Source organism: Micromonospora echinospora, from assembly GCF_900091495.1.
Taxonomy (GTDB): Bacteria; Actinomycetota; Actinomycetes; order Mycobacteriales; family Micromonosporaceae; genus Micromonospora; species Micromonospora echinospora.
This window is the reverse complement of the sequence record NZ_LT607413.1, coordinates 294,363-318,194: the sequence shown is the minus strand read 5'-3', so window position 1 is coordinate 318,194 and position 23,832 is coordinate 294,363. Positions and strand designations below refer to the sequence as shown.

Genomic DNA, 23,832 nt, shown 5'->3' with positions numbered 1-23,832 from the left:
TCGCGTATCCATGGGAGCGCTTCCACGTACGGATGGAAGGCGCTTCCGGACCCTTCACCACCACCACCACCGCCCGGCGGCGTCGCACCACCACCCGCCGTCCCGCCGACGTCGCCGGGCGCCCTACCGGACAGGAGCACCGGTATGCGTCTCCGCACCGCCCGCGGTCGGTCCGAACCGCCCTGGTACCGGCGTCTCGTCGCGGCCGGCGCCGCGCTGACCACCGGACTCACCCTCGCCGTCACCGGCGTCGCGCCGACCCCCGCCACGGCCGCCCCCGCCTTCAACTACGCCGAGGCCCTCCAGAAGTCCCTCTTCTTCTACGAGGCCCAGCAGTCCGGTGACCTGCCCGACTGGAACCGGGTCTCCTGGCGGGGCGACTCCGCGCTGCGCGACGGCGCGGACGTCGGCCTCGACCTGACCGGCGGCTGGTACGACGCCGGCGACCACGTGAAGTTCGGCTTCCCGATGGCGTTCAGCACCACCATGCTCGCCTGGGGAGCGGTCGAGTACCGGACCGGCTACGCCGCCTCCGGCCAACTGCCGCACCTGCTCAACAACCTGCGCTTCGTCAACGACTACTTCATCAAGGCGCACCCCGCCCCGAACGTCCTCTACGGACAGGTCGGCAAGGGCGACGACGACCACAAGTGGTGGGGCCCGGCCGAGGTGATGCCGATGGCGCGACCGGCGTACAAGATCGACGCGAGCTGTGGCGGCGCGGACCTGGCCGGTGAGACGGCGGCGGCGATGGCCGCCTCGTCGATGGTGTTCCGACCCACCGACCCAACCTACGCGAACACCCTGCTCACCCACGCCCGGCAGCTCTACACCTTCGCCGACACGGTGCGGAAGAACTACCACGAGTGCATCACCGACGCGACCAGCTTCTACCGCTCCTGGAGCGGCTACCAGGACGAGCTGGTCTGGGGCGCGATCTGGCTGCACCGGGCCACCGGTGAGGCGAGCTACCTGGCCAAGGCGGAGGCCGAGTACGACAAGCTCGGCAACGAGAACCAGTCGACCACCAAGTCCTACAAGTGGACGATCGCCTGGGACAACAAGCAGTTCGGCGCGTACGTGCTGCTCGCCGCGCTGACCGGCAAGCAGAAGTACCTCGACGACGCCAACCGGTGGCTCGACTACTGGACCGTCGGCGTCAACGGCCAGCGGGTGCCCTACTCGCCCGGCGGGATGGCGGTGCTCGACTCCTGGGGCGCGCTGCGCTACGCCGCGAACACCGCGTTCGTCGCGCTGCTGCACAGTGACAAGATCACCGACGCGACCCGCAAGGCGCGCTACCACGACTTCGGCGTCCGGCAGATCAACTACGCGCTCGGCGACAACCCCCGCAACTCCAGCTACCAGATCGGCTTCGGGGCGAACTCACCGAAGAACCCGCACCACCGCACCGCGCACGGCTCCTGGTGGGACAGCCAGACCGTGCCCACCGAGACCCGGCACGTGCTGCACGGCGCGCTGGTCGGCGGTCCGTCCGCGGCCAACGACGCGTACACCGACAGCCGCTCGGACTACGTCATGAACGAGGTCGCCACCGACTACAACGCCGGCTTCAGCTCCGCGCTGGCCGCCCTGACCGCGAAGTACGGCGGCACCCCGCTGGCCGGCTTCCCGGTCGCCGAGCAGCCGGACATCGACGAGCTGACCGTGGAGACCACGGTCATGCAGAACGAGCCACGTTCGGTCGGGCTCAAGGTCATGGTCTACAACAAGTCCGCCTTCCCGGCCCGCGCGCTCACCGACGCGAGGTACCGGTACTACTTCCGCACCGACGGCACCACGCCGGTGCAGGTCACCCCCGGCTACACCCAGGGCTGCCCGGCCCCGTCGACCGCCCGCCAGGTCGAGGGCGACCTCTGGTACGTCGAGGTCGACTGCACCGGACACACCATCGCCCCGGCCGGTCAGTCCCAGCACCGGATGGAGGTGCAGTTCAAGATCGGGGTGCCGGAGGGTGGCACCTGGGACCCGACCAACGACCCGTCCTGGCAGCCCACCGCCGGCCCGAACCCGAAGGTGCCGCTCTACTCCGGCGGCCGGCGGGTCTGGGGCGAGGAGCCGACCGGCACCACCCCGGACACCACCCCGCCGACCGTGCCCGGCACCCCGGTCGCGTCCGGGCTCACCGCCACCGGAGTCACCCTGACCTGGACCGCCTCCACCGACGCCGGCAGCGGCGTGGCCGGCTACGAGATCACCCAGGAGACGGTCGGCAGCGACGCCCTGGTCCTGCACCGGGCCAGCACCAACACGCTGACCCTCACCTCGCTCGCCCCGGCCCGCAACTACCGGTTCTGGGTGTCCGCCCGGGACCGGGCCGGCAACTCGTCGCGCTCCTCGGCGGTGGTCGCGGTGACCACCCCGGCCGGCGACGGCCCGGACACCAGCGCTCCCACCCCGCCCGGCACCCCCACCGCCTCGGCGGTCGGTCCGACCGGACTCACCCTGACCTGGGGGCCGTCCACCGACAACGTCGGCGTCACCGGCTACCGGGTGTACCGCAAGGACTGGCCGGTGGACACCCTGGTCGCCACGGTCACCGGCACCACCCACCCGGTGACCGGGCTGACCCCGGCGACCGCGTACGCGTTCTACGTGGTCGCGGTGGACGCCGCCGGCAACCCGTCCGCCCCGTCGCCCACGGTCACGGTGACCACCGCCCCGGCCACGCCGGGCGCGTCCTGCCGGGTCGGCTACACCACCAGTGACTGGAGCAACGGGTTCACCGCCACGGTGACCGTCACCAACACCGGCACCACCACGCTGACCGGGTGGAGCCTCGGCTTCAGCTTCCCGGCCGGCCAGCAACTCGTCCAGGCGTGGTCGGCGAACGCCACCCAGTCCGGGGCGGCGGTGACCGCGACGAACCTGGCGTACAACGGCACCCTCGCGCCGGGGGCGTCGACCAGCTTCGGCTTCAACGGCACCCACACCGGCAGCAACCCGAAGCCGGCCGCCTTCACCCTCAACGGCTCACCCTGCACCGTCTCCTGACCCGCCCTTCACTGATCTTGGACAGTTACCGTCGTATCCAGACGGTAACTGTCCAAGATCCGTTTCGGCGCTCGGCGCTCGGCTTTTGGCGGTGGGCGGTGGGCGGTGGGCGGGGGACGGTGGGGCGGGGGGGGGGGGTGACAGCCGGTGGCGGTTCGGGGCGTTCTACGCGGCGGGGCGCCAGCCGGCGGCGGTCAGGGCGCGGCGAAGGTCGGCGGCGACCTCCGCCGGGCGGGCGCGGACCAGCCAGGCGGGGAAGCGCAGGATCCGGTCACCCGCCGTCCACACATCGTTCTGTCGTCGCATGTCGGCCGCCCACTGGCGTACGTCCATGTGGTGCGCGCCGTCGATTTCCACGTGCAGCCGGTGCGCCGGCCAGTACGCGTCCAGCCACCGGGTTCGCCCCGCCGCGTCGGTGCGCCGTCGTTGGAGATCCGGCCGGGGCAGCCCGTACCGCCGGCCGAGGCGGACGAAGTCGATCTCCGAGAGTGCTTCCGCGCCGCCCGCGAGATCCTCGATCGTCTGCCGGATGAGCTGCCGACGGGGAGCCCGGGGCAGGGCGCTCACCATCGTCCGGAGTTCCTCGGGCAGCACCCGGCGCTGCTGGCAACCGGCGGCCAGCACCTCCTGCGCGTACGCCTCGTCGCGTGCCCAGCCGGCCGCGTCCACCAGGGCACGGGCGGTGGTGGTGCGGGGCGGCCGGCCGAGCTGGACGTGCTCCGGCGGGAGCACGGAGGTGCGGTGCACGCGTACGGCCGGCATGTCGATCGGCAGCCGGCGCAGTGTCGTCCGGGCGGCCCGGCGCGCGGCGGGAACCAGGACGTGCAGTGGTTCCCCGGGCAGCCCACGGACGCCCGCCTCGGTGGCTGCCGTGGTCCCCGCCAGCACGGCACCCTCCCCGGCGACCAGCACCGCCACCCACAACTGCTGGTCACGGGTCAGCCGGCCGTTGCCGGTCAGCAGGACGCCCCGACAGACCGACCGCCAGCGCCCGGTGCGGACCCGGCTGCGCACCAGTCCCTCGGTCAGGAGACCGGTCGCCTGTGCCGTGGTGAGGACGCCGGACTGCTCGAACGTCAACCAGTCCAGGGCCGCCGCGTCGTCGCGGGGAAACTCGGCGTACATCCCGCCGAGTCTGACTGCCCCTCACCCGACCACGCCGCCGGATCTTGGACACTTACCGTTCTATTTGGACGGTAAGTGTCCAAGATTGCCGGCGGGGTGCCGCGCGCGGGGCGGCACGCCCCGGGCGACGCGGGGCCGGGGGCGTGCGCGCGGCGCGGGGCGGGCGGGGCGACGCGGGGTGGGCTGGGACAGCGCGCGGCGTAGTGCGCCGGGTGGCGTCGGGCAGGGCGCGCGGCGTGGCCCGGGGCGCGGTGGCGCGGGGTGGCGTCGGGCAGGGCGCGCGGCGTGGCCCGGGGCGCGGTGGCGCGGGGTGGACTGGGACAGGGCGCGGCGCGGCGTGGGGCGGTGTGGTGAGGCGGTGTGGTGAGGTGGGGAGCGCCGGCCCGGGTGGGCTCAGCTCGTGAGCGCGCCGTGTTCGACGCAGGTCGCCCGCCAGCCGGTCGGCAACACTTGCACCTTCATCCGGCGCCGGCAGGACGGGCAGTACCGGGGCGGTTCGAGCGCGCGGGCGGCCCGGCACGGCTCGTGCACTCTCGCCCCGGCGGGCTCACCGCACCGGTCGCACCACCCGCCGTTCGCCGGGCCGGTCGGGGCCGTGCCGTCGGTCCGCGTCACCGCGTCCCCCACCGTCATCCTGTCGCCCACCGTCACAGCGTCACCCGCTGTCGCAGCGTCGCCCACCGTCACCGCGTCGCCCACCGTCACCGCGTCGCCCGCTGTCACAGCGTGGCGGAGAGCGCCTTGACCGGCATCTTCAGGTCCTCGAGCAGCTTGAGGTCGTCGGTGGCCGGCCGTCCCAGGGTGGTCAGGTAGTTGCCGACGATCACCGCGTTGATGCCGCCGAGGAGACCGTCCCGGGTGCCCAGGTCGCCGAGGGTGAGCTCGCGTCCGCCGGCGTACCGGAGGATGGTGCGCGGCATGGCCAGCCGGAACGCGGCGATGGCCCGCAGCGCGTCCTTCCCCTCGACCACCGGCCGGTCGCCGAGTGGCGTGCCGGGACGGGGGTTGAGGAAGTTCAGCGGGACCTCGTGCGGGTCCAGTTCGGCGAGCTGCGCGGCGAACTCGGCCCGCTGCTCGACCGTCTCGCCGAGGCCGAGGATGCCGCCGCAGCAGACCTCCATGCCCGACTCGCGGACCATCCGCAGGGTCTCCCAGCGCTCCTCCCAGGAGTGCGTGGTGACCACGTTCGGGAAGTAGGAGCGGCAGGTCTCCAGGTTGTGGTTGTACCGGTGCACACCCATGTCGACCAGTTCGTCGACCTGTTCCTGGCTGAGCATGCCCAGCGACGCGGCGACCTGGATGTCGACCGCCGCCCGGATCGCGGCCACGCCCTCACGCATCTGCTTCATCAGCTTCGCGTCCGGCCCGCGCACGGCGGCCACGATGCAGAACTCGGTCGCCCCGGTGGCCGCGGTCTGCTTCGCCGCCTCGACCAGCGACGGGATGTCCAGCCAGACCGAGCGGACCGGCGAGGCGAAGAGACCGGACTGGGAGCAGAAGTGGCAGTCCTCCGGGCAGCCGCCGGTCTTGAGCGAGACGATGCCCTCCACCTCGACCTCCGGGCCGCACCAGCGCATCCGCACCTCGTGGGCGAGCTGGAGCGCTGCGGTCAGGTGCTCGTCGGGCAGGTTCAGCACGGCGAGGACACCGGCCTCGTCGAGGCCGACGCCGTTCTCCAGCACCTGGGTCCGAGCCTGGTCGAGGATCTCTGGCATGGCTCGTACCCTACAAGGCCGCGAGGGCGGGACGTGTGCCTGCTTCTCCCGGCTCCAGCCGCCCCCGAGCCGCCCCCGGCGGGGGCCCGGGAGGCGCTCCGGCGGGGGCCGAGCCGCGCCACGCCGGTGGCTCGGGTCCGGATGGTAACTTCGCCCGGCGGAACGGTCGCCGGGCGCGGCGGCCGAGGTCGGGCGGTGAGCAGGGGAGTGACGGTGGCGGATTGGCTGGCGGCGCTCGAACGCCGTGCCGAGCTGCGGGCGAAGGCCGGGCTGACCCGGCGTCTGCGACCCCGGGGCGCGGACGACACCGTGGTCGACCTGGCCGGCAACGACTACCTCGGCCTCGCCACCCACCCCGAGGTCACCGCCGCCGCGGAGGCCGCCCTGCGGGCGTACGGGCTCGGCGCGACCGGCTCCCGGCTGGTGCGCGGCTCCACCGACGTGCACCACGACCTGGAGGACGCCCTCGCCGACTGGCTCGGCGCGGAACGCGCCCTCGTCTTCTCCTCCGGCTACCTGGCCAACCTCGGCGCGCTGCGGGCCCTCGTCCAGCCCCGCACCCTGCTGGTCTCGGACGCGCACAACCACGCCTCCCTGATCGACGGCTGCCGGATCTCCGGGGCGGAGACCGTGGTCACCCCGCATGCCGACGTGGCCGCCGTGCAGGCCGCCCTCGCCGCTGCCCCCGGTCGGCCGGCGGTGGTGGTCACCGAGTCGGTCTTCTCCGTCGACGGGGACCTTGCCCCGCTCGCCCGGCTGCACAAGGTGGCCCGTCGGTTCGGCGCGCTGCTGCTCGTCGACGACGCGCACGCGCTCGGGGTGACCGGACCGGCCGGTGCCGGCGCGGTGGTCGCCGCCGGGCTCGCCGGAGCGCCGGACGTGGTGGTCACCGCGACCCTCTCGAAGTCCCTCGGCGGTGTGGGTGGGGTGGTGGCCGGCCCCGCCCCGTTCGTCCGGCACCTGGTGGAGACCGGCCGGACCTTCATCTTCGACACCGCGCTCCCGCCGGCGGTGGCCGCCGGGGTGCGGGCCGCCGTCGACCTGGCCCGCTCCCGGGACGACCTGCGCGCCGAACTCGTCGACCGGGCCGCCCTGACGGTACGCCGGCTGCGGGCCGCCGGCCTGACCGTCTCCACGCCCACCGCCGGGGTGGTGTCGGTGACCGCACCGGGCGCGGAGGCCGCCACGGGCTGGGCCGAGGCGTGCCGGGACCGGGGGGTGGCGGTCGGTTGCTTCCGTCCGCCGTCCACCCCCGATCCCCGGTCCCGGCTGCGGCTGACCCTCAACGCGGGGGTGCCCCGGGGCGACTTCGCGCGGGCGCTGGACGTCGTCGTGGAGTGCGCGCCCGAGGGGGCGCGGGGGCTGCGGGACGGGGTGGCCGCGTGACCGCCCCGTGGCAGGGGGCGGTGCTGGTCACCGGCACCGACACCGGGGTCGGCAAGACGGTGGTGACCGCGGCCGTGACCGCCGCCGCGCAGGCCGCCGGGCTGCGGGTCGCGGTGGTCAAGCCCGGCCAGACCGGTACGGCCACCGGCGAGCCCTCCGACGTCGACAGCGTGACCCGGCTGGCCGCCCCGCTGACCGGCCGGACGCTGGCCAGCTTCCCCGATCCGCTCGCCCCGCTGACCGCCGCCCGGGTGGCGGAACTGGAACCGCTGGAGCTGTACACCGTCGTCGACGCGGTCCGCGAGGAGGCGGACAAGCACGACCTGGTGCTCGTCGAGGGGGCCGGTGGGTTGCTCGTCCCGATGGGGCTGCGCCCCTCCGGCGAGGCGTGGACCGTCGCCGACCTGGCCGTGGCGCTCGGCGCGCCGGCGGTGGTGGTGGCCCGGGCCGGGCTGGGCACCCTGAACCACACCGCGCTCACCCTGGAGGCGCTGGACCGCCGGGCGGTGCCGGCCGGGGTGGTGATCGGCGCCTGGCCGGCCGAGCCGGAGCTGGTGCACTGGGCGAACCTCGGCGAGCTGGTGCCGAAGTTGCTCGGGGCGCTGCCGACCGGGGCCGGGGCGATGGATCCGGGGGTGTTCCGCCGGTCCGCCCCGGGCTGGCTCACCCCGGCCCTGTACGGGGTGCTCGACGACTGGCGGGCCTGGGCCGAGGAGATCTGACCCCACCCACTTTCGGCAGTGTCGACCGGTCCTGCCGGTGGGTAGCCTCCGAGGGCGTGCGGATACTCGGACGGCGGATCGACGGTGGCCGGCGGCGGCTGGGGGACGTGCTGCTCGGCGTGCTGCTCGCCGCGCCGATCACGTACCCCCGGCTGACCCCGCCGTACTCCGGTCGGAGCGTGTTGTTGCTGGTCGGTGGGCTGCTGGTGCTCGGCGCGGCGGTGGTGCTGGCCTGGCGGCGTCCCCTGCCGGCGCTGGTGCTGGTGGTGCTCGGCTCGGCCGTCGACGGGAACTTCGTCTTCGCCCTGCCGGTGTTCAGCTACCTGGTCGGCCGGCGCGAGGCCCGGGCCACCCCCGCCGCAGTGGTCTTCGCGGTGCTCGCGGTCGGGGGGACCCTGCTCAACCTGGAGCTGTTCGGTGCCCGACCACGGACCTGGTTCCTGCTCGCCACCGTGCTGATCTTCGGCGGGGTGTTCCCGTGGCTGGTCGGCCGCTACCTCCGTCAGCAGCACGCGCTGTTGCTGGCCGGCTGGGAGCAGGCCGAGTCGGTGCGCCGGGAGCAGCACGGCGCGGCCGAGCGGGTCCGGCTGCGGGAGCGGGCCCGGATCGCCCGGGACATGCACGACTCGCTCGGCCACGACCTGAGCCTGATCGCCCTGCGGGCCGGTGTCCTGGAGTTGGCCGGCGACCTCGACCCCCGGCACCGGGCGGCGGTGGGGGAGCTGCGCGCCAGCGTGACCGCCGCGACCGCGCGGTTGGGTGAAATCGTCCGGGTGCTCCGCACGGACGCGGGGCCGTCCCCGCTGGACCCGGTCGACGACGTGGCCGCGCTGGTGGCCGGGGCGCGGGCGGCGGGCATGGAGGTCACGCTCCGTGGCGACCCGGCCGACGCCGACCTGCCCGCGCTGACCGGGGTGGCCGTGCGTGGACTGGTCCGGGAGGCGCTCACCAACGCCGCCCGGTACGCGCCCGGCACTCCGGTCACCGTGTCGGTGCGGCGTGACTCCGACGACGTCGAGGTGTCGGTGCGCAACGCCCCGCCGCCGGTGCCGCCGCCGGCCTCGGTGTCGGCCGGCACCGGGCTGCTGGCGCTGCGCGAACGGGTCCGGCTCGCCGGGGGCACGCTCGACGCCGGTCCCCGCGACGGCGGGTTCGTGGTGGCGGCCCGTCTTCCCGGCACCCCGGGCGCGGCCGGGGCAGCCCTCGCGGCGGAAGCAGCCACCGCACCGGAAGTAGCCACCGCACCGGAGGCAGGCACCGCGCCGGAGCCGGCCACCGGGCCGGGAGCCGTTACCGCGCCGGAGCCGACCGCACCCCCGGGCGGGGGGACCGTGCTGCCGGGGCGGCTCGGCGACGCCCGTCGGCGGGTGCGCCGCAGCCTGCTCGTCGCGGTCGGGGCGCCGATCGCCCTGGCCGGGCTGCTCGCGTTCGTCTACCACCCGTTCGTCACCGCCGACGCGGTGCTGGAGTCGGGGGCGTACGAGCGGATGCGGCCCGGTCAGCTCCGTTCCGAGCTGGTGGGGCTGCCCCGCCGGCAGGTCGAGGGTCCCGCCGACGCGCCGACCGGCTGCGAGTACTACACCGACGGGAACTTCCCGCTGGCCCAGCCGGCCTACCGGCTCTGCTTCGCGCAGGGCCGGCTGGTCGAGAAGGAACGGATGCCATGACCATCTCCGTACTGCTCGCCGACGACGAGGGCATGATCCGGGCCGGCGTCCGGGCCATCCTCGCCACCGACCCGGGGATCGAGGTGGTCGCCGAGGCCGCCGACGGCCGGGCCGCCGTGGAACTGGCCCGCGCGCACCGACCCCGGGTGGCGCTGCTGGACATCCGGATGCCCCGGCTGGACGGGCTGGCCGCCGCCGCCGAGATCCGTCGGCTGGTGCCCGGCACGGCGGTGGCCGTGCTGACCACGTTCGGCGACGACGACCACGTCGCCCGGGCGCTCGGCGACGGGGCCACCGGTTTCCTGCTGAAGGCGGGCGATCCTCGGGAACTGCTGACCGGCGTGCGGGCGGTGGCCGACGGCGGGGCGTACCTGTCGCCCCGGGTGGCCCGCCGGGTCATCGAGCTGAGCGGGACGCGGATGGCCCGCCGGCCGGCGGCCCGGGACCGCGCGGCGGTGCTCACCGACCGGGAACGCGACGTGCTCGCCCTGGTGGGAGCGGGGCTGTCCAACGCCGAGATCGCCCGTCGGCTGCACCTGGTGGAGGGCACCGTCAAGGGTTACCTGTCCAGCGTCTTCATCCGGCTGGGGGTGCGCAACCGGGTGCAGGCGGCGATCCTCGCGTACGAGGCGGGGCTGGTCGACCCGGACGACTGAGCCGGCTCCGCCGGGCGGTGCGCCCGCCCGGCGGAGGTGGGCTCAGCGGAAGGTCACCTCCGGGTACGCGGGGTCGGGACCGTCGAGCAGGGGCGCGGGACGGGCCCGCAGGTGCCGGTCGACGAAGGCCGCCACGTACTCCCGGGTGATCAGCATCTGCCGTTCCGCCGGGATCGCCCCCGGGTCCTGACCGAGCTGCGCGCCGAGCACCGGCCGGTCGGTGAAGGACATGTGCCCGCTGCCGGTCACCGTCAGCCAGCGCTTCCAGCCGCCCAGGTCCGGCCAGTCCCGCACCCAGCTGTGGTCCTGCGGCCGCTCGGCGCCGACCAGCATGACCGGCCGCACGGTCGGGCCGACCGGGGTGAACAGCGTCCCGTCCAGGTCGGCGGCGGCGTCCACCCGGGCGTCGGTGACCAGCGTCCGGACCGCCGACGCGCCCCCGATGGAGTGACCGACCATGGCGACGCGCTGCCGGTCGACGAACCCGCGCCAGACCGGTCGCGGCCCGGTGAGCCGGTCCAGCAGGAACGACACGTCGGCGGTCCGTCCGGCGATCACCTTCTGCGCCGTGCCGTCGCCCCACTCGTCGCAGGCCCGGCAGTCGACGACGCGGCCGTCAGGGAACTCGACGCCGTACGCCTCGTACGGGTGGTCGATCCCGGCGACCACGTACCCCCGGCTGGCCAGGTCCTCGGCGAGCCCGGTGAGCGACTCCCGGCTGAGCGAGAAGCCGGGGGAGAGCAGCACCAGCGGCCAGCCGTGCCGGTTCGGCCGCACCGGGGCGTCCCGGCGGGCGTGGGTGCGGACGGTGGTGAGCACGTCCGGCGGGAGCGGCAGTCCGGTGCCGGCGACGACCCGGGCGGAGACCGCCGCCGTGGTGTAGGGCGCGGGCGCGCCGACCGGGGCCGCCGCCGGGTACCACATCGACACCATCAGCTCGCGGGACTGCTCGGGCGCCCACGGGTCGGGCCGGTCGTGGTCGGTCAGGTGCAGCCAGGTGGTGCCGACCGGGTGCGGGCCGGTCGGCGCGGGCAGGGTCAGCGCGGGCGTGGCGGGTGCTCCGGCGGCGACCGCGCCGCCGGGTGCCAGCGCCGCAGCCAGGGCCAGGAGTACGGCGACCGCCCGGCCGCCGTGACGTAGCGTCATCATGACCGGACGCTATCGACGGCGGGCCGTCCGCCTCCACTGCCGACGGACCTGGTCGACCACTGATCTTCGTCAGGGTCGGCGGTCGGCCTTCGTCAGGGTCGAGGGCCGGCCCGGCGCACCAGGAAGGTGTCCGGCATCCGGAAGGTCAGGTTGTCCGGGCACCACGGTGGACGGACCACCTCCACCCCGGTCAGCAGTTCCGCCGTGCGGGCCACCACCACGGCCGCCTCCATCCGCGCCAGGTGCGCCCCGACGCAGCGGTGGGTGCCCGCGCCGAACGCCAGGTGGCGGCGGGAGCCGCGTTGACCGGGGCGGAAGCGCGACGGCTCGGCCACCACGGCCGGGTCGCGTCCGGCCCGGGCCAGCCAGAGCACCACGCTGGTGCCCCGCCGCACCGGTGTCCCGCCCAGCGTGGTGTCCGCGGTGGCGACCCGACGCCAGGTGACGATCGGTGGCTCCAGCCGCAGTCCCTCCTCCACCACGTCGGTCACCGGCACCGTGCCGGCGCGCAGTCCGGCCAGCACCGCCGGTTCGCCGGTGAGCCGGTGCAGCAGCAGGGTGAGGAACTGGGAGGTGGTCTCCTGTCCCGCCACCAGCAGGAAGAACAGCGCGCCGACCACCACGTCCGGCGGGTGGCCGGCGGCCCGCAGCCGGGCGGCCAGCCCACCGCCGGTGGCGGCGAACTGCCGCAGCACCCGGTGGAAGCGGCCCACCTCGACGGCGAGGGCCTGTTGCCGGTCGGCGTCGAGCGGAGCCCAGAAGAGTTCCAGCGCGGCCCGGGCGAAGTCCTTGACCGCGCCGACCGGGGCGTCCGGCAGCTCGACCAGGCGGGCCAGCACCAGCAGCGGCAGGTCGGCGGCGAGCCCGGCGTGGAGGTCCACGGTCGCCCCGCCGTCCAGTCCGGCGGCGAGCCGGCCGACCCGCTCGTCGACCAGCCCGGCCAGCCAGGGCCGCTGGGCGGCGACCCGCTCCGGGTGCAGCGCCTCGGCGACCAGCGCCCGGATGCCCGGGTGGCTCGGGCCGGAGTTGTTGGCCAGGGTCGGCGGCAGCCGGAACCGGTGGCCGGCGAGGACCCGCAGCGCGGCGACCGGGATCGGGGTGACCGCGTCCAGCGCGTTGTCGGGTCGCCAGGTCACCGGGTCGGCGAGCACCTGCCGGACCAGCGCGTGCCGGGTGACCAGCAGGTGCGCGACGCCGAGATGGTCGGCGACGGTCACCGTGTCGGGCGTCTCGGCGTCCAGTGCCGGGCCCCAGCCACGGAACAGCACGTCGGACACGTCAACCGTCGGCACGGGGACGACCCGGCTTCAGTTCCCAGACGGTGGTGTGCCGGACCCGGACGCTCTCCAGCGCCGGGGGCACCGGCACGTCGTACGCGGCCAGTTCGGTGAACCGCTCGCGGGGGAGGAACGCGCGGTCCGGGTCACCGACCAGCACCCGCGCCCCGGCCCGGGTGGCGCGCAGCAGGAAACGCAGCATCCGGTTGGCCATCGCCTCGCTGTAGAAGACGTCCCCGGCGAGCACCACGTCGGCCGTCCCGGCGTCGGGATCGTCGAGGACGTCGCCCAGTTCCGCGTCGACGCATACCCCGTTGGCCCCGGCGTTGAGCGCGACGGCGGCGACCGCCCGTTCGTCGATCTCCACCGCGCGGACCGTGGCGGCCCCGGCGCGGGCGGCGGCGACCGCGACCAGGCCGGAGCCGGACGCGAGGTCGAGCACCCGCCGCCCGGCGACGGTCTCCGGGTGGTCGAGCACGTACCGGGCCAGGGCCTGGCCACCGGCCCAGGCGAAGGCCCAGAACGGCGGCGGCTGCGCGCTGCGGAACTCGCCCTCGGTCAGCTCCCAGAGCCCGATCGGTTCGTCGGCCTGGTGCAGTCGCACCTCGGGGACGAAGGCGACGGGGGAGAGCCGCGCGTGCAGCCGGACGAAGGCCGCGGAGATCTCGGACACCCGGTGATTCTGCCCGGTGGGCGACGCCGGGTGTCGGCGTGGGTCGCTCCGTCCTTCGATCGATGTTTTACAAAATCTGCCATCTTGTAAAGCGGCGTGTCCCCTGTCACAGTCGGGGTAAGCGCTGATCGGAGGTTGGCATGGCCGACGGATTCGATCCGACTCCGCCGCCGACCGCCTGGCGGGACCCGCGCCGCCCGTTCTGGCCGCTGGCCCTGCTGGTGCCGGGGCTGCCGTTCCTGAGCTGGCTGGTGTGGGACGCCACCGGCGGGTGGTGGGCCTGGTGGCTCGCCCCGCTGCTGGTCTTCGGCGCGATCCCGGTGGTCGACCTGCTCGTCGGGGACGACCACGAGAACCCGCCGGAGGCGGCGGTGCCCCGGCTGGCCAACGACCGCTACTACCGCTGGTTGACCTACCTCTACCTGCCCGCCCAGTACGCCGGACTGGTGCTCGGCTGCGCGGTCTGGGTCCGCGACGAGCCCGGTGCGGTGGCCGGCGCCGGGGTGGCCCTCACCCTCGGCATCGTCAACGGCATCGCCATCAACACCGCGCACGAGCTGGGGCACAAGCGGGAGCGGACGGAACGCTGGCTGGCCAAGATCGCGCTGGCCCCGACCGGGTACGGGCACTTCCAGGTGGAGCACAACCGGGGGCACCACGTCCGGGTGGCCACCCCGCAGGACCCGGCCAGCGCACGCCTCGGGGAGAGTTTTTGGGCGTTCTGGCCGCGTACCGTCGTCGGCAGCCTGCGCTCGGCCTGGCGGCTGGAGACCGCCCGGTTCCGGCTGCGCGGACGCACCCCGTGGACGTGGCGCAACGAGGTGCTGCACGCCTGGGCCATGACGGTGCTCCTGGTCGCCCTCCTGGTGGCGGCCCTCGGCCCGGCGGTGCTTCCCCTGCTGGCGGCGCAGGCGGTGGTCGGGTTCTCGCTCCTGGAGGCGGTCAACTACCTGGAGCACTACGGGCTGGCCCGGCAGCGCACCGGCACCGGCCGCTACGAAAAGGTCGACCCCCGGCACAGCTGGAACAGCGACCGTACGGTCACCAACGTCTTCCTCTTCCAGCTCCAGCGGCACAGCGACCACCACGCCCACCCGCTGCGCCGCTACCAGACGCTGCGCAGCTTCGACTCCGCACCGCAACTGCCCGCCGGGTACGCCACCATGATCCTCGCCGCCCTGGTGCCGCCCCTGTGGCAACGGGTGATGGACCACCGGGTCCTCGCCCACTACGGCGGCGATCTGTCGCGGGCCAACGTCCACCCGCCGGCCCGCCGCCGGCTCTCCGGGCCGCCGGCAGGCGGCACGCCCCAGCCGTCGTCCCCCGGCAGGTGACCGGTCGGCGACCACCGCCGGCGGTACGCGGGCGACCGTCGTGCCGGGGGGGCGTCCCCATGGATTTCGTCAAGCGGGGACGGGTGCCGTTGGGCGGGTCGGCTGCCCGGCGTCCGTGCCCGGGAAGCGGGTCGGCCTCACGGCGTCCAGGCCGGATCACGGCCGAACAGGGCGAGCAGCCGGTCCTGTTCGTCGGCCTCGGCGGGCACGTCGACTCCGGGGCGGACCAGGTTGCCCGCCTGGTAGTCGGCGACTCGTCCGGTGAACCACCGGGCGCACTCGCGCACGGCCTCCCGGTCCAGCCGGGGGTCCGCGCCGACCGCCACGGCCAGGTCCCACCCGTGGATCAGGTGTTCGGCGACGAGTTGGTGCAGGTACTCCCGGGCCGGCGTCGGGCCGGCCGAGAGGTGGACGGTCCGTTCCGTCGTGCCCGGGGCGGTGGCGGCCCGTTCGGCCTCCCGGGCCGCGTCCCGGGCCGCCCCGACCGGATCGTCGCCGAGCTGGTCGCCGGTGAACCGGTCACCGACGGACTCGATGGTCGCGCCCTCCAGCAGGGGCACCGACCACCGGTCCTCGGTGACCACGTGGCCGACCAGGGCACGGACGTCCCACTCCGGGCAGGGCGTCGGTGCCGACCACCGTCCCGGGTCGACCCGGCCGACCCGGCCGGTGAACTCCGCCAGGCTGCGCCGGTACGTCTCCAGCAGATCCATGCCGCGATTGTCCCGTTCGGCCGTCCCGGTCGGGTGGGTTTCCCGGTGCGGACGGCGCGGACGCGGCGGCGGGCGTCGACGGATCAGTCGAGGTCGGCCGGGTCGAGTCCCAGCTCCCGCGCGGTGACCAGGCGGATCCAGTCGGCGAACTGGCGTCGGGTGATCACCCGGTGGTGCACCGCGAGCTGCACCGCGAGCCCGTCCATCACCGCGTTGATCCGCCAGGCCGCGCCGGCCGGGTCGGCGCACTCGAAGGTGCCGTCCTCGACGCCGGCCGCGATGACCGCGGCGAGATCCTGCCGCCAGCGCAGGTCGAGGCGGCGGCAGACCTTCTCCAGTTCCGGGGTGCGTAACGACTCGGACCAGCCGTCGATCCAGAGCGACCAGGAGGTGGAGCGCCCGGACGGTGTGTAGAGCCGCAGGATCTTCTTGAGCTTGGCCAACGGGGTGGCGGAGGAGCGGACCACCGCGTCCAGGCGGGCCAGGTCCTGCTCGACCGCGTACGCGAACGCCTGCTCCAGCAGACGATCCTTGGTGGCGAAGTGGTAGAAGACCAGCGCCTGGCTGACCCCGGCGGCCTGCGCCACGTCGGCGGTGCGGGTGTTGGCCAGGCCACGTTCCACGATCACGTCACACGCCGTGCGCAGCAGGGCATCCAGGCGGATCTCAGCGGCACGTCTCGTCACGCGGCTACCGTAGCCCATCAGCCCGCTCACGAGGAGTTACCGCTCCGGCCTGCCGTCGATGAGCGAAGAGCGTGTTGCTGCGCCGTCCCCGGCCGGCGACTGTCGCCGCCCGGGGAGGGCCGGCCAAACCGGAGGGATGCGAGCCAGGCTCCTAGGAAGCTTGCCGGTCGTGGCCGGCGCCTCCCCCGCTATCGTCCCGCCCCCGTCCCACCTGCCCACGGAACCCGCCCAGGGCAGCCGGAACGCGCCGGATGTCCCCCCGATTTGGCAAGCGTTCCCGGCCTCGGCTAAAGTTCTCATCCGTCACCGGGAAACACCGGGGGCGTGCGGACGTAGCGCAGCTGGTAGCGCATCACCTTGCCAAGGTGAGGGTCGCGGGTTCGAATCCCGTCGTCCGCTCGGAGAGATGCCACCACGCATGCGGGGGCAACCTCGGTGGAGTGGCCGAGAGGCGAGGCAACGGCCTGCAAAGCCGTGTACACGGGTTCAAATCCCGTCTCCACCTCGGCATTAGGCGAGGGCGATTGGCGCAGTGGGAGCGCGCTTCCTTGACACGGAAGAGGTCACTGGTTCAAACCCAGTATCGCCCACCAGTGGGAGAAGCCCGGTACCGATCATCGGTGCCGGGCTTCTCCCGTTCGACCCTCTGCTCTCCGGTCAGCGGGTCACCCGGCCGGAACCTCCGCACGTCTCGCACATCGTGGGCGGGTTCTCCACGTCCGCGAAGCCGGTGCCGGTGAAGGTCAGGGTCCGTTCCCGCCGGTCGATCCACCCCCGGCCCTGGCAGGCGAGGCAGATGAGGGTGACCTCCTCCGGCACCACCGGACGCCGGGGCTCCCCGGGCCGGCGCAGCCAGCGGGCGGACCGCAGCCGCCAGCGCTCCGGCAGGGACGGCTTGTCCCGCCCCGGGCGTGCGTCCATTCCGGCCGGTTCGGACGCCTTCGCCCCGGTCCGTCGCCGCCAGCGGGAGAAGGCGGTCGAGACCCCGACCGCCAGCAGCAGCAGGAGGACGGCCACGATGGCACTCGTCATGATGCTCCTCGGGCCGGTGACGGGGACCGGACAACTCTAGGCCGCGTACCGCGCGGTTGCGGACGGTGGTCTTCTCGATTCGGCAGGTGCCTGGTTAACTGCGAATTCGATCGTGGATCGTGCCAGTGTGGAAGGCGGCTCCCTGCCCCATGACCGAGATCGCGCACCGAGACAACCCGCTGCCCCGGCTCGCCGTACCCGGTGAGCGGTTCGGCTGGATCTACCAGGACCCCAGCCTCTACCGGCGGCGGTTCCCCGAGCCGCCGCCGGTGCCCGGGGTCGTCCCGCCGGAGCTGGTCACCCGGGCCGCCGCGGCGAAAGAACGGGCGATGCGCCGGATGGGGGTGGCGCTGGGGGTCGGCCTCGGACTGGCGGTGCTGTTCGGCTGCTGCCAGCGGTTCGGTGCCGCCCTCGGTGAGCCGGTCGGCGCGCTGGTGATGTTCCTGATGATCCTCTCCGCGTTCGGCGGACTCGGTGGCGCGGCGGTCGTCTGGCTGCTCAAACGGCAGGCCGAGCGGGACCTGGCCACCGCCCAGGAGCAGGTCCGCACCACGTACGAGCAGGCCAGGGCCGGGTGGGACGCGCGCTGCGCGGCCTTCGAGCACCAGCAGCAGCAGGCGTTGGCGCAGATGTACGAGTGGGGCGCGGCGACCCCGTCCCCGGGCACCCGCCGGATCGACGTGGTCGGCGGCACCAGCTACGGCTGGGAGGCGCTGCTGACCGTCTTCGGGGGCTCGTTGCTCAGCACCCGGGGGCCGATGACGTTGGTGGACTTCACCGGTGAGGCGCTCTGCGGCGAGCTGATGACCCTGGCCGAGCAGACCGGCCGGTCGGTGCGGGTCACCGGGTTCCCGTCCGGCCTGCGCGACCTGGACCTGCTCGCCGGCCTCTCCTCGCGCGAACTGGTCGACCTGCTGGTCGAGTCGATGTACGGCGAGGGCACCGGCGGTGACCGTGCCGACCGGCACCGGGACACGATGCTGCTGGGCGAGCTCTGCGAGGTGCTCGGCGAGGACGTGAGCATCGCGCGGCTGGTCGCCGGCCTGCGGGTGCTGACCGACCGGCCGGGCCAGCCGGCGCTCAGCGAGATCGAGTGCGCGCTGGTGGCGGGGCTGATGCCGGAGGAGGCCCGCCGGCAGGCCCACCAGCACGTACGCCGGCTGGAGAGCTTCCTGCGTCCGCTGACGGGGTTGGGGCAGGCCGCCGGGGGGCCGCCCACCGCCGAGCTGTCCTGCCTGGTGGCCGACCGGGACGGCCGCAGCGCCCAGCACGACCTGCTCAAGGACCTGCTGGTGCAGTGGCTGATCCGGCGGGTGAGCCGGGAGGCGATCAGCGGCGGGTCGATCGTGCTGGTCGGCGCGGACGACCTGCACCACCGGCAGATCGAGCGGTTGGGCACGCTCTGCGAGCGGCGCGGGATCCGGCTGGTGCTCTTCTTCGCGCACCTGCGGGAGCAGTCGCTGCACGCCCTCGGCGGCGGCGAGGTGGCGTTCATGCGGTTGGGCAACCACCGGGAGGCACAGCAGGCGGCGGAGTTCATCGGCCGGCAGCACCGGTTCGTGCTCAGCGGACTGACCCGCACCCTGGGCGGGGACCAGACGCACACGTTGGCCAACTCCGAGGGCGGGTCGGAGACCGAGGGGGGCAGCGAGGGGTCCCGGGGCGAGGGGAAGTCACTGATCAAGCAGCGGAGCCGCAACTGGAGCCGGAGCCGGACCTGGAGTCAGACGCAGTCGGTGGCGAGCGGGGCGAACTGGAGCGACGCCGCCTCCGCGCAGCGGGTGTACGAGTACGCCGTCGAGCCCCGCGTGTTGCAGGACCTGCCGGACTACGCCCTGCTCCTGGTGAAGGGGGAGGGGCGTGGTTCGGTGGTGCAGGCGGTGGAGTGCAACCCGGAGATCGTCACCCTGCCCCGGATGACGATGGACCCGTTGCCGGCGGTGCCGCTGCCACCTGCCGGGGAGGCGGCGCATCCGGTCTCCGGGGTGCCGGGTCAGGTCACGCTCTCGCAGCCGGCGCCGATCGTCTCGCAGCCGACCTCGCCGGACCAGGCCGCCGCCGGTGTGCTGCCGGGGTGGGGCGCGGGCGGTCCGGTGCCGCACCAGCAACCGGTGCCCCGGCCCGGGGCGCCGTCCGGGCCGCCGCCGCAGCAACCGCCGCAGCCGCCCCGACAGCGGCAGCAGCCGGAGCCGCCGCAGGGACCGGGGTGGGGCCAGGGCTGAGTCCGTCGGGGATACCCGGTGTCGGGCTGATCTTGTGTTCGGGTAGAGTTCATCCCGTCACCGGGACACACCGGGGACGTGCGGACGTAGCGCAGCTGGTAGCGCATCACCTTGCCAAGGTGAGGGTCGCGGGTTCGAATCCCGTCGTCCGCTCGCGGCCCGCCTCTGGGGCTTGGGCGATTGGCGCAGTGGGAGCGCGCTTCCTTGACACGGAAGAGGTCACTGGTTCAAACCCAGTATCGCCCACCAGTAATTCTGTGAAACAGAGTCGGCTCGTCATCCAACGTGCGGTGGCGGGCCGATCTTGTTCGCCCCGCACCGGTGCGGCGGTGGTCGGCTACCTCTCCGCGACGCGCGCCATCGGCAGGTCGAGCACCTCGTCGACGCTCCGGCGGGCGGTGGGGCGTCCGGGTTGGCCGTACCCGATCCGCATCACCATCTGTGGGGTGCCGAACCGGCCCACGGACAGGCGCAGCCGCTCGCGTGCCCCGGGCACCTCGATCGGCTGGGAGAGCATCGACACGGCCAGGCCGGCGTCGGTGGTGGTCAGCAGCACCCGTTGCAGGGCCTGCCCGGCGACGATCTGGTCGGTGGCGGTGTTGCCGGCCGCGACGAGCACGGCCACCAGGGGCTCCGGCTCGAAGTCCCGTCCGGGCGCCCGGTGGAGGGCGCCGAAGCCGCGTTGCGGGAGCAGGTCCTGCGGTTCGCTCCGCGGGCCGCCGGCCGTGGCCGGCACGCCGTCGGGTGCCGGCTCGGCGCGGGTCCACTCGACCCGCTCGGCCCGGTAGGCCGGGTCCCGTTCCAGTACGCGGTGCGCGCTGTGGGCGAGTTCGCCGAGGGCGTTGACCGCGCTGGTGCCGATGACCAGTTCGAGCCAGCACTGCTCGGCCCGGGCCGCCTCGCCGAGCCGCCAACGGAGGTCGGCCGGCACCGGGTCCGGCCGGAACGGCCGGCGGTTGCTGAACCGGCGCGGGATGGCGGCGTGCAGGCTCTGCTCGGTCGGGGTGGGGCGGCGGGGCAGGTCCGGCACCAGCCGGGCCACCACATCCGGTTCGCCCGGGTACGGCCGCAGCCGCACCGACGCCGGCGTGCCGGCCGCCGCCAGGGAGACCCGCAGGTTGTACAGGGCCGCCCCGCAGGCGATCCGGGTTCCCCAGCCGCTGGGGTCGGTGGCGGGCAGCCGGCGGGCCGGGTCGACGACGACCTCGATGCCCCCCTCGTGCAGCCGGAACCGCCACGGCTGGGTGTTGTGCAGCGACGGTGCCCGGACGGCGTCCGCCGCCGCGGCGCGCAGCTGCTCGACGGTGTAGCCGACGTCCATGGCGTTGGTCCCTTCGGGCGGTCGTGCGGTGGCTGTTCCAGGTTCGTCTCCACGGTGCGTCGTCGACGGGGTCACCGGGCAGGGCCGGACGTCCCCACCCGTCGGGACCAGCTACCCGCCGGCGGGCTCGGTGTTCGGGACCTTCGGCCCGTGTGCGCGTCCCGCCCGACGGGGTACAAACGAGGGATGATCCGGGTGTTTCTCCTCGACGACCACGAGGTCGTCCGTCGTGGCCTCGCCGACCTGCTCACCAACAGCGGTGACATCGAGGTGGTCGGCGAGTCCGGCTCCGCCCAGGAGGCGGCCCGCCGGATTCCCGCGCTCCGTCCGGACGTGGCGATCCTCGACGCCCGGCTGCCCGACGGCAACGGCATCGACGTCTGTCGGGACGTCCGGGCCGTCGACTCGTCGATCAAGGGCCTGATCCTCACCTCGTACGAGGACGACGAGGCGCTGTTCGCGGCGATCATGGCGGGAGCCGCCGGCTACGTGCTCAAGCAGATCCGGGGCACCGACCTGGTGGACGCGGTCCGCCGGGTGGCGGCCGGGCAGTCCCTGCTCGACCCGGCGATCACCACCCGGGTGCTGGACCGCATCCGCAGCGGGGTGGAACAGCCCCGCGAGCTCCAGTCCCTCACCGAGCAGGAGCGGCGGATCCTGGAGTACGTCGCCGAGGGACTGACCAACCGGGAGATCGCCGGCAAGATGTTCCTCGCCGAGAAGACCGTGAAGAACTACGTCTCCAGCGTGCTGGCCAAGCTCGGCCTGGAACGGCGCACCCAGGCGGCGGTGCTGGCCACCCGACTGCTCGGCCAGCGGAACTGAGCGACCGGGCGGCACCGGACCGGCCGCCCCGGTGTGCCGCCGCGTCGAGCCCGAAGCGATCACGTGTGTGGTCCGGCCGGGGCAGGGACTGACCTCGGTCACACTGTCGAGCTGCCCCGCCGGTGCGCCCAGTCGTCGTCACCCGGTCATCGTCCCCCGATCGCCGTCGTCATCCGGTCGCCGTCGTCATCCGGCGGGCGTGTCTGCCCCGTCTGTGCGGGCAGCTCCACAGCGTCCGGAGGGGATGGCCCGCCGACCCGGTGGGCTCGCCAGGCCAGGCCAGGCCGGGCAAGGCAGGCCGGGCAAGGCAAGCAAGCCGGGCAAGGCAGGCCGGGTAGCGGAGGGAACCTGGGCGGGCCGTGGCCCAATGGCGGGACCGACGGTCCTGGCCCGAGCGGGACCGGCCGGGCGGAGCGGGACCGGCCAGGCGGAGCGGGACCGGCCAGGCCCAGCGGGGCCGGGCGGGCCGGGCGGGGCCGGGCGGGCCGGGCGGGCGGCGGGAACCCGGGAGGAGAGCCGGCGGGGCGGGTCAGTCGCCGAGCGGGACGCTCCAGCACAGTTCGGTGCCGTGTGGATCCACCCGACGGACGACGAACTCGCCGCCAAGCCGTTCGGCCCGCTCCCGCAGGTTGACCAGCCCGCTGCGCGCGGCGGACGGATCCGCGCCGACGCCGTCGTCGGTGACGGTCACCGTCACGCGGCCCGCGTCGACCCGTACCCGGACGCCGACGCGGTCGGCCCGCGCGTGGCGTACCGCGTTGGAGAGGCCCTCGCGCAGGACGGCCAGCAGGTCCGGGCGGACCGACTCGGGCACCGCGCTGTCGATCGGCCCGACCAGGTCCAGTCCGGGACGGAACCCGAGGGACTCGGCGGCCGCCTCGATCGCCTCGCGGATGTCGGTGCGCAGCGCTGCGCTCATCGGCGTCCGTAGCTCGAAGATGGTGCGCCGGATGTCCCGGATGGTGGCGTCGAGGTCGTCCACGGCGGCGTTGATCCGCTTGGCGACGTCCGGGCGGGAGGACATCGGCGCGGCGCTCTGCAACTGCAACCCGGTGGCGAACAACCGTTGGATCACCACGTCGTGCAGGTCCCGGGCGATCCGCTCCCGGTCCTCCAGGACCACCAGCAGTTCCCGTTCCTCCTGCCCCCGGGCACGTTCCATGGCCAGCGCGGCCTGACCGGCGAAGCTGCGCAGCAGCGCCACGTCGTCGTCGGTGGTGCCGTCCCGGTCCGGCAGGTGTGCCGTGACCAGCACACCGTGCAAGGTGTCCCCGGCGGCCAGCGGGGACACCACCGCCGGTCCGGCGGTCACCGGCGCGGGCCAGGGGGCGGCCTCGGCGAGGTTCTCCACCAGCTCGTGCCGGTGCTCGGTGACCGATCCGCGGAACGTGGTCTCCCGGGCCGGGAGGACCGCCCCGAGCAGTTCCCGCACCCGGTCGCCGGTGCCGTCGACGACCTCGACGGTGAACTGGTCGCCGTCCTCGTCGTAGAGGAGCACCAGCGCCAGTTCCGCCTCGGCGACCTCGCGGGCCCGGCGGGCCACCAGGGCCAGCGCGTCGGTCCGGCGTACCTCGCCGAGGAGCACCGAGGTGATCTCGGCGGTCGCGGCGAGCCAGCGTTCCCGACGGTGGGCCAGCGCGTAGAGGCGGGCGTTCTCGATCGCCACGCCGGCCGCCGCGGCGAGCGCCACCACGATCTCCTCGTCGTCCTCGGTGAACTCCGTCCCGCCCTGCTTCTCGGCGAGGTAGAGGTTGCCGAAGGCCTGGTCGCGGATGCGGACCGGGACGCCGAGGAAGGTGTGCATCGGCGGGTGGTTCGGCGGGAAGCCGTACGACCTCGGGTGCTGGGTGATGTCGGGCATGCGCAGCGGACGCGGGTCGTCGATGAGCAGCCCCAGCACGCCCCGGCCGTGGGGCAGGTCGCCGATCCGGGCGTGCACCTCGGGGGAGATGCCGTGCACGATGAAGTCGTGCAGCATCCGGTCCGGCCCGATCACGCCGAGCGCGCCGTAGCGGGCGCCGACCAGCTCACACGCCGACCGTACGATCCGTTCCAGGGTGCTGTGCAGGTCGAGGTCGGTGCTGATGCCGACGACCGCGTCGAGCAGCGCGCGGAGCCGTTCCCGGCTGGCGACCACGTCGCCGACCCGGTCGAGCATCTCCTGGAGCAGTTCGTCGAGGCGGACCCGGGAGAGCGGGCTCAGCCCCAACGACGGGACGCCCTGCTGCGGATCGGGAGACGGGTTCGGGACGGGTGCGGCCACCGACGGATGCTACCGCCCGGTGACCGTGGCGGACGACCCCGTGAGCGCGCC

General features: G+C 74.3%; 19 protein-coding genes and 5 tRNA genes. 13 read left to right on the top strand and 11 right to left on the bottom strand.

The features are described from left to right. Window positions 1-144 precede the first annotated feature (144 nt). The gene (locus tag GA0070618_RS01440; protein ID WP_088980004.1) at window positions 145-3,015 is read left to right on the top strand and encodes a glycoside hydrolase family 9 protein; all 2,871 of its coding nucleotides are present in this window, start codon (window positions 145-147) and stop codon (window positions 3,013-3,015) included. 165 nt (window positions 3,016-3,180) lie between these two features. Here GA0070618_RS01440 and GA0070618_RS01435 read toward each other — a convergent pair whose 3' ends face one another. From GA0070618_RS01435 to bioB, 3 genes are all read right to left on the bottom strand, one after another. Continuing rightward, window positions 3,181-4,140 (bottom strand): endonuclease domain-containing protein, encoded by a 960-nt coding sequence (locus GA0070618_RS01435; RefSeq protein WP_088980003.1) that lies wholly within the window; start codon window positions 4,138-4,140, stop codon window positions 3,181-3,183. Window positions 4,141-4,533: 393 nt separating this feature from the next. Next, entirely contained in the window at window positions 4,534-4,785 is a 252-nt protein-coding gene (gene bsaP, locus GA0070618_RS01430) for a biotin synthase auxiliary protein BsaP (RefSeq protein WP_231931563.1), read from the bottom strand. 74 nt (window positions 4,786-4,859) lie between these two features. Next, a complete protein-coding gene (bioB, locus tag GA0070618_RS01425) occupies window positions 4,860-5,855 on the bottom strand; it encodes a biotin synthase BioB (protein WP_088980001.1) in 996 nt (331 codons plus the stop codon). Between the two features lie 213 nt (window positions 5,856-6,068). Here bioB and GA0070618_RS01420 point away from each other — a divergent pair, with 213 nt between their 5' ends. Genes GA0070618_RS01420 through GA0070618_RS01405 form a run of 4 tightly spaced genes read left to right on the top strand, consistent with a single transcriptional unit; the run spans window position 6,069 to window position 10,286 of the window. Further along, entirely contained in the window at window positions 6,069-7,241 is a 1,173-nt protein-coding gene (locus GA0070618_RS01420; RefSeq protein WP_088985203.1) for an 8-amino-7-oxononanoate synthase, read from the top strand. Window positions 7,242-7,261: 20 nt separating this feature from the next. Next, on the top strand, window positions 7,262-7,963 hold the full coding sequence (bioD, locus tag GA0070618_RS01415; RefSeq protein WP_088985202.1) for a dethiobiotin synthase: 702 nt from the start codon (window positions 7,262-7,264) through the stop codon (window positions 7,961-7,963). A gap of 56 nt (window positions 7,964-8,019) precedes the next feature. Further along, complete coding sequence (locus GA0070618_RS01410; protein WP_088980000.1) at window positions 8,020-9,630, top strand: sensor histidine kinase; 1,611 nt, start codon at window positions 8,020-8,022, stop codon at window positions 9,628-9,630. After that, window positions 9,627-10,286 carry a response regulator transcription factor gene (locus tag GA0070618_RS01405; protein ID WP_088979999.1) on the top strand — a complete coding sequence of 220 codons (660 nt, stop codon included), beginning with the start codon at window positions 9,627-9,629 and terminating at the stop codon, window positions 10,284-10,286. The genes GA0070618_RS01410 and GA0070618_RS01405 overlap by 4 nt, the downstream gene beginning before the upstream one ends. Window positions 10,287-10,328: 42 nt before the next feature. Here GA0070618_RS01405 and GA0070618_RS01400 read toward each other — a convergent pair whose 3' ends face one another. The 3 genes from GA0070618_RS01400 to GA0070618_RS01390 all read right to left on the bottom strand — a co-directional run bounded on the left by GA0070618_RS01400 (window position 10,329) and on the right by GA0070618_RS01390 (window position 13,385). Beyond that, entirely contained in the window at window positions 10,329-11,435 is a 1,107-nt protein-coding gene (locus GA0070618_RS01400) for an alpha/beta hydrolase family protein (RefSeq protein WP_197701710.1), read from the bottom strand. A 92-nt stretch (window positions 11,436-11,527) separates the two neighbouring features. After that, window positions 11,528-12,712 carry a cytochrome P450 gene (locus tag GA0070618_RS01395; RefSeq protein WP_414467593.1) on the bottom strand — a complete coding sequence of 395 codons (1,185 nt, stop codon included), beginning with the start codon at window positions 12,710-12,712 and terminating at the stop codon, window positions 11,528-11,530. A 1-nt stretch (window position 12,713) separates the two neighbouring features. Beyond that, window positions 12,714-13,385, bottom strand: coding sequence for a class I SAM-dependent methyltransferase (locus GA0070618_RS01390; protein WP_088979998.1), 672 nt, complete (start codon window positions 13,383-13,385; stop codon window positions 12,714-12,716). Window positions 13,386-13,525: 140 nt separating this feature from the next. On the opposite strand from GA0070618_RS01390, the gene GA0070618_RS01385 reads away from it, so the two are divergent. Continuing rightward, on the top strand, window positions 13,526-14,719 hold the full coding sequence (locus tag GA0070618_RS01385) for an alkane 1-monooxygenase (protein ID WP_088979997.1): 1,194 nt from the start codon (window positions 13,526-13,528) through the stop codon (window positions 14,717-14,719). Window positions 14,720-14,856: 137 nt separating this feature from the next. Here GA0070618_RS01385 and GA0070618_RS01380 read toward each other — a convergent pair whose 3' ends face one another. Together GA0070618_RS01380 and GA0070618_RS01375 are read right to left on the bottom strand one after the other, a co-directional pair. Next, window positions 14,857-15,432: a TIGR03086 family metal-binding protein gene (locus GA0070618_RS01380; protein ID WP_088979996.1), complete on the bottom strand. Its 576-nt coding sequence runs from the start codon at window positions 15,430-15,432 to the stop codon at window positions 14,857-14,859. A gap of 83 nt (window positions 15,433-15,515) precedes the next feature. Continuing rightward, window positions 15,516-16,118, bottom strand: a complete 603-nt coding sequence (locus tag GA0070618_RS01375; protein ID WP_088985199.1) for a TetR/AcrR family transcriptional regulator — start codon at window positions 16,116-16,118, stop codon at window positions 15,516-15,518. 326 nt (window positions 16,119-16,444) lie between these two features. Between GA0070618_RS01375 and GA0070618_RS01370 the strand changes: the two genes are divergently transcribed. The 3 genes from GA0070618_RS01370 to GA0070618_RS01360 all read left to right on the top strand — a co-directional run bounded on the left by GA0070618_RS01370 (window position 16,445) and on the right by GA0070618_RS01360 (window position 16,711). Then, window positions 16,445-16,517 (top strand) — tRNA-Gly (locus GA0070618_RS01370). A gap of 35 nt (window positions 16,518-16,552) precedes the next feature. Further along, window positions 16,553-16,623 (top strand) — tRNA-Cys (locus GA0070618_RS01365). A 13-nt stretch (window positions 16,624-16,636) separates the two neighbouring features. Further along, window positions 16,637-16,711, top strand: a tRNA-Val gene (locus tag GA0070618_RS01360). A 64-nt stretch (window positions 16,712-16,775) separates the two neighbouring features. On the opposite strand, the gene GA0070618_RS01355 is transcribed toward GA0070618_RS01360, so the two are convergent. Next, window positions 16,776-17,150: a hypothetical protein gene (locus GA0070618_RS01355; protein ID WP_088979995.1), complete on the bottom strand. Its 375-nt coding sequence runs from the start codon at window positions 17,148-17,150 to the stop codon at window positions 16,776-16,778. Window positions 17,151-17,299: 149 nt separating this feature from the next. Between GA0070618_RS01355 and GA0070618_RS01350 the strand changes: the two genes are divergently transcribed. From GA0070618_RS01350 to GA0070618_RS01340, 3 genes are all read left to right on the top strand, one after another. Beyond that, a complete protein-coding gene (locus GA0070618_RS01350) occupies window positions 17,300-19,372 on the top strand; it encodes a hypothetical protein (RefSeq protein ID WP_088979994.1) in 2,073 nt (690 codons plus the stop codon). 80 nt (window positions 19,373-19,452) lie between these two features. Continuing rightward, window positions 19,453-19,525 (top strand) — tRNA-Gly (locus GA0070618_RS01345). A 21-nt stretch (window positions 19,526-19,546) separates the two neighbouring features. Beyond that, window positions 19,547-19,621: transfer RNA gene (locus GA0070618_RS01340), tRNA-Val, on the top strand. An 88-nt stretch (window positions 19,622-19,709) separates the two neighbouring features. Here the strand turns inward: GA0070618_RS01340 and GA0070618_RS01335 are convergent. Continuing rightward, a complete protein-coding gene (locus GA0070618_RS01335; RefSeq protein ID WP_088979993.1) occupies window positions 19,710-20,693 on the bottom strand; it encodes an Acg family FMN-binding oxidoreductase in 984 nt (327 codons plus the stop codon). Between the two features lie 186 nt (window positions 20,694-20,879). On the opposite strand from GA0070618_RS01335, the gene GA0070618_RS01330 reads away from it, so the two are divergent. Further along, window positions 20,880-21,518 carry a response regulator gene (locus GA0070618_RS01330; protein ID WP_088979992.1) on the top strand — a complete coding sequence of 213 codons (639 nt, stop codon included), beginning with the start codon at window positions 20,880-20,882 and terminating at the stop codon, window positions 21,516-21,518. Window positions 21,519-22,047: 529 nt separating this feature from the next. Here GA0070618_RS01330 and GA0070618_RS01325 read toward each other — a convergent pair. After that, the gene (locus GA0070618_RS01325; RefSeq protein ID WP_088985198.1) at window positions 22,048-23,676 is read right to left on the bottom strand and encodes a sensor histidine kinase; all 1,629 of its coding nucleotides are present in this window, start codon (window positions 23,674-23,676) and stop codon (window positions 22,048-22,050) included. Between the last annotated feature and the right edge of the window lie 156 nt (window positions 23,677-23,832).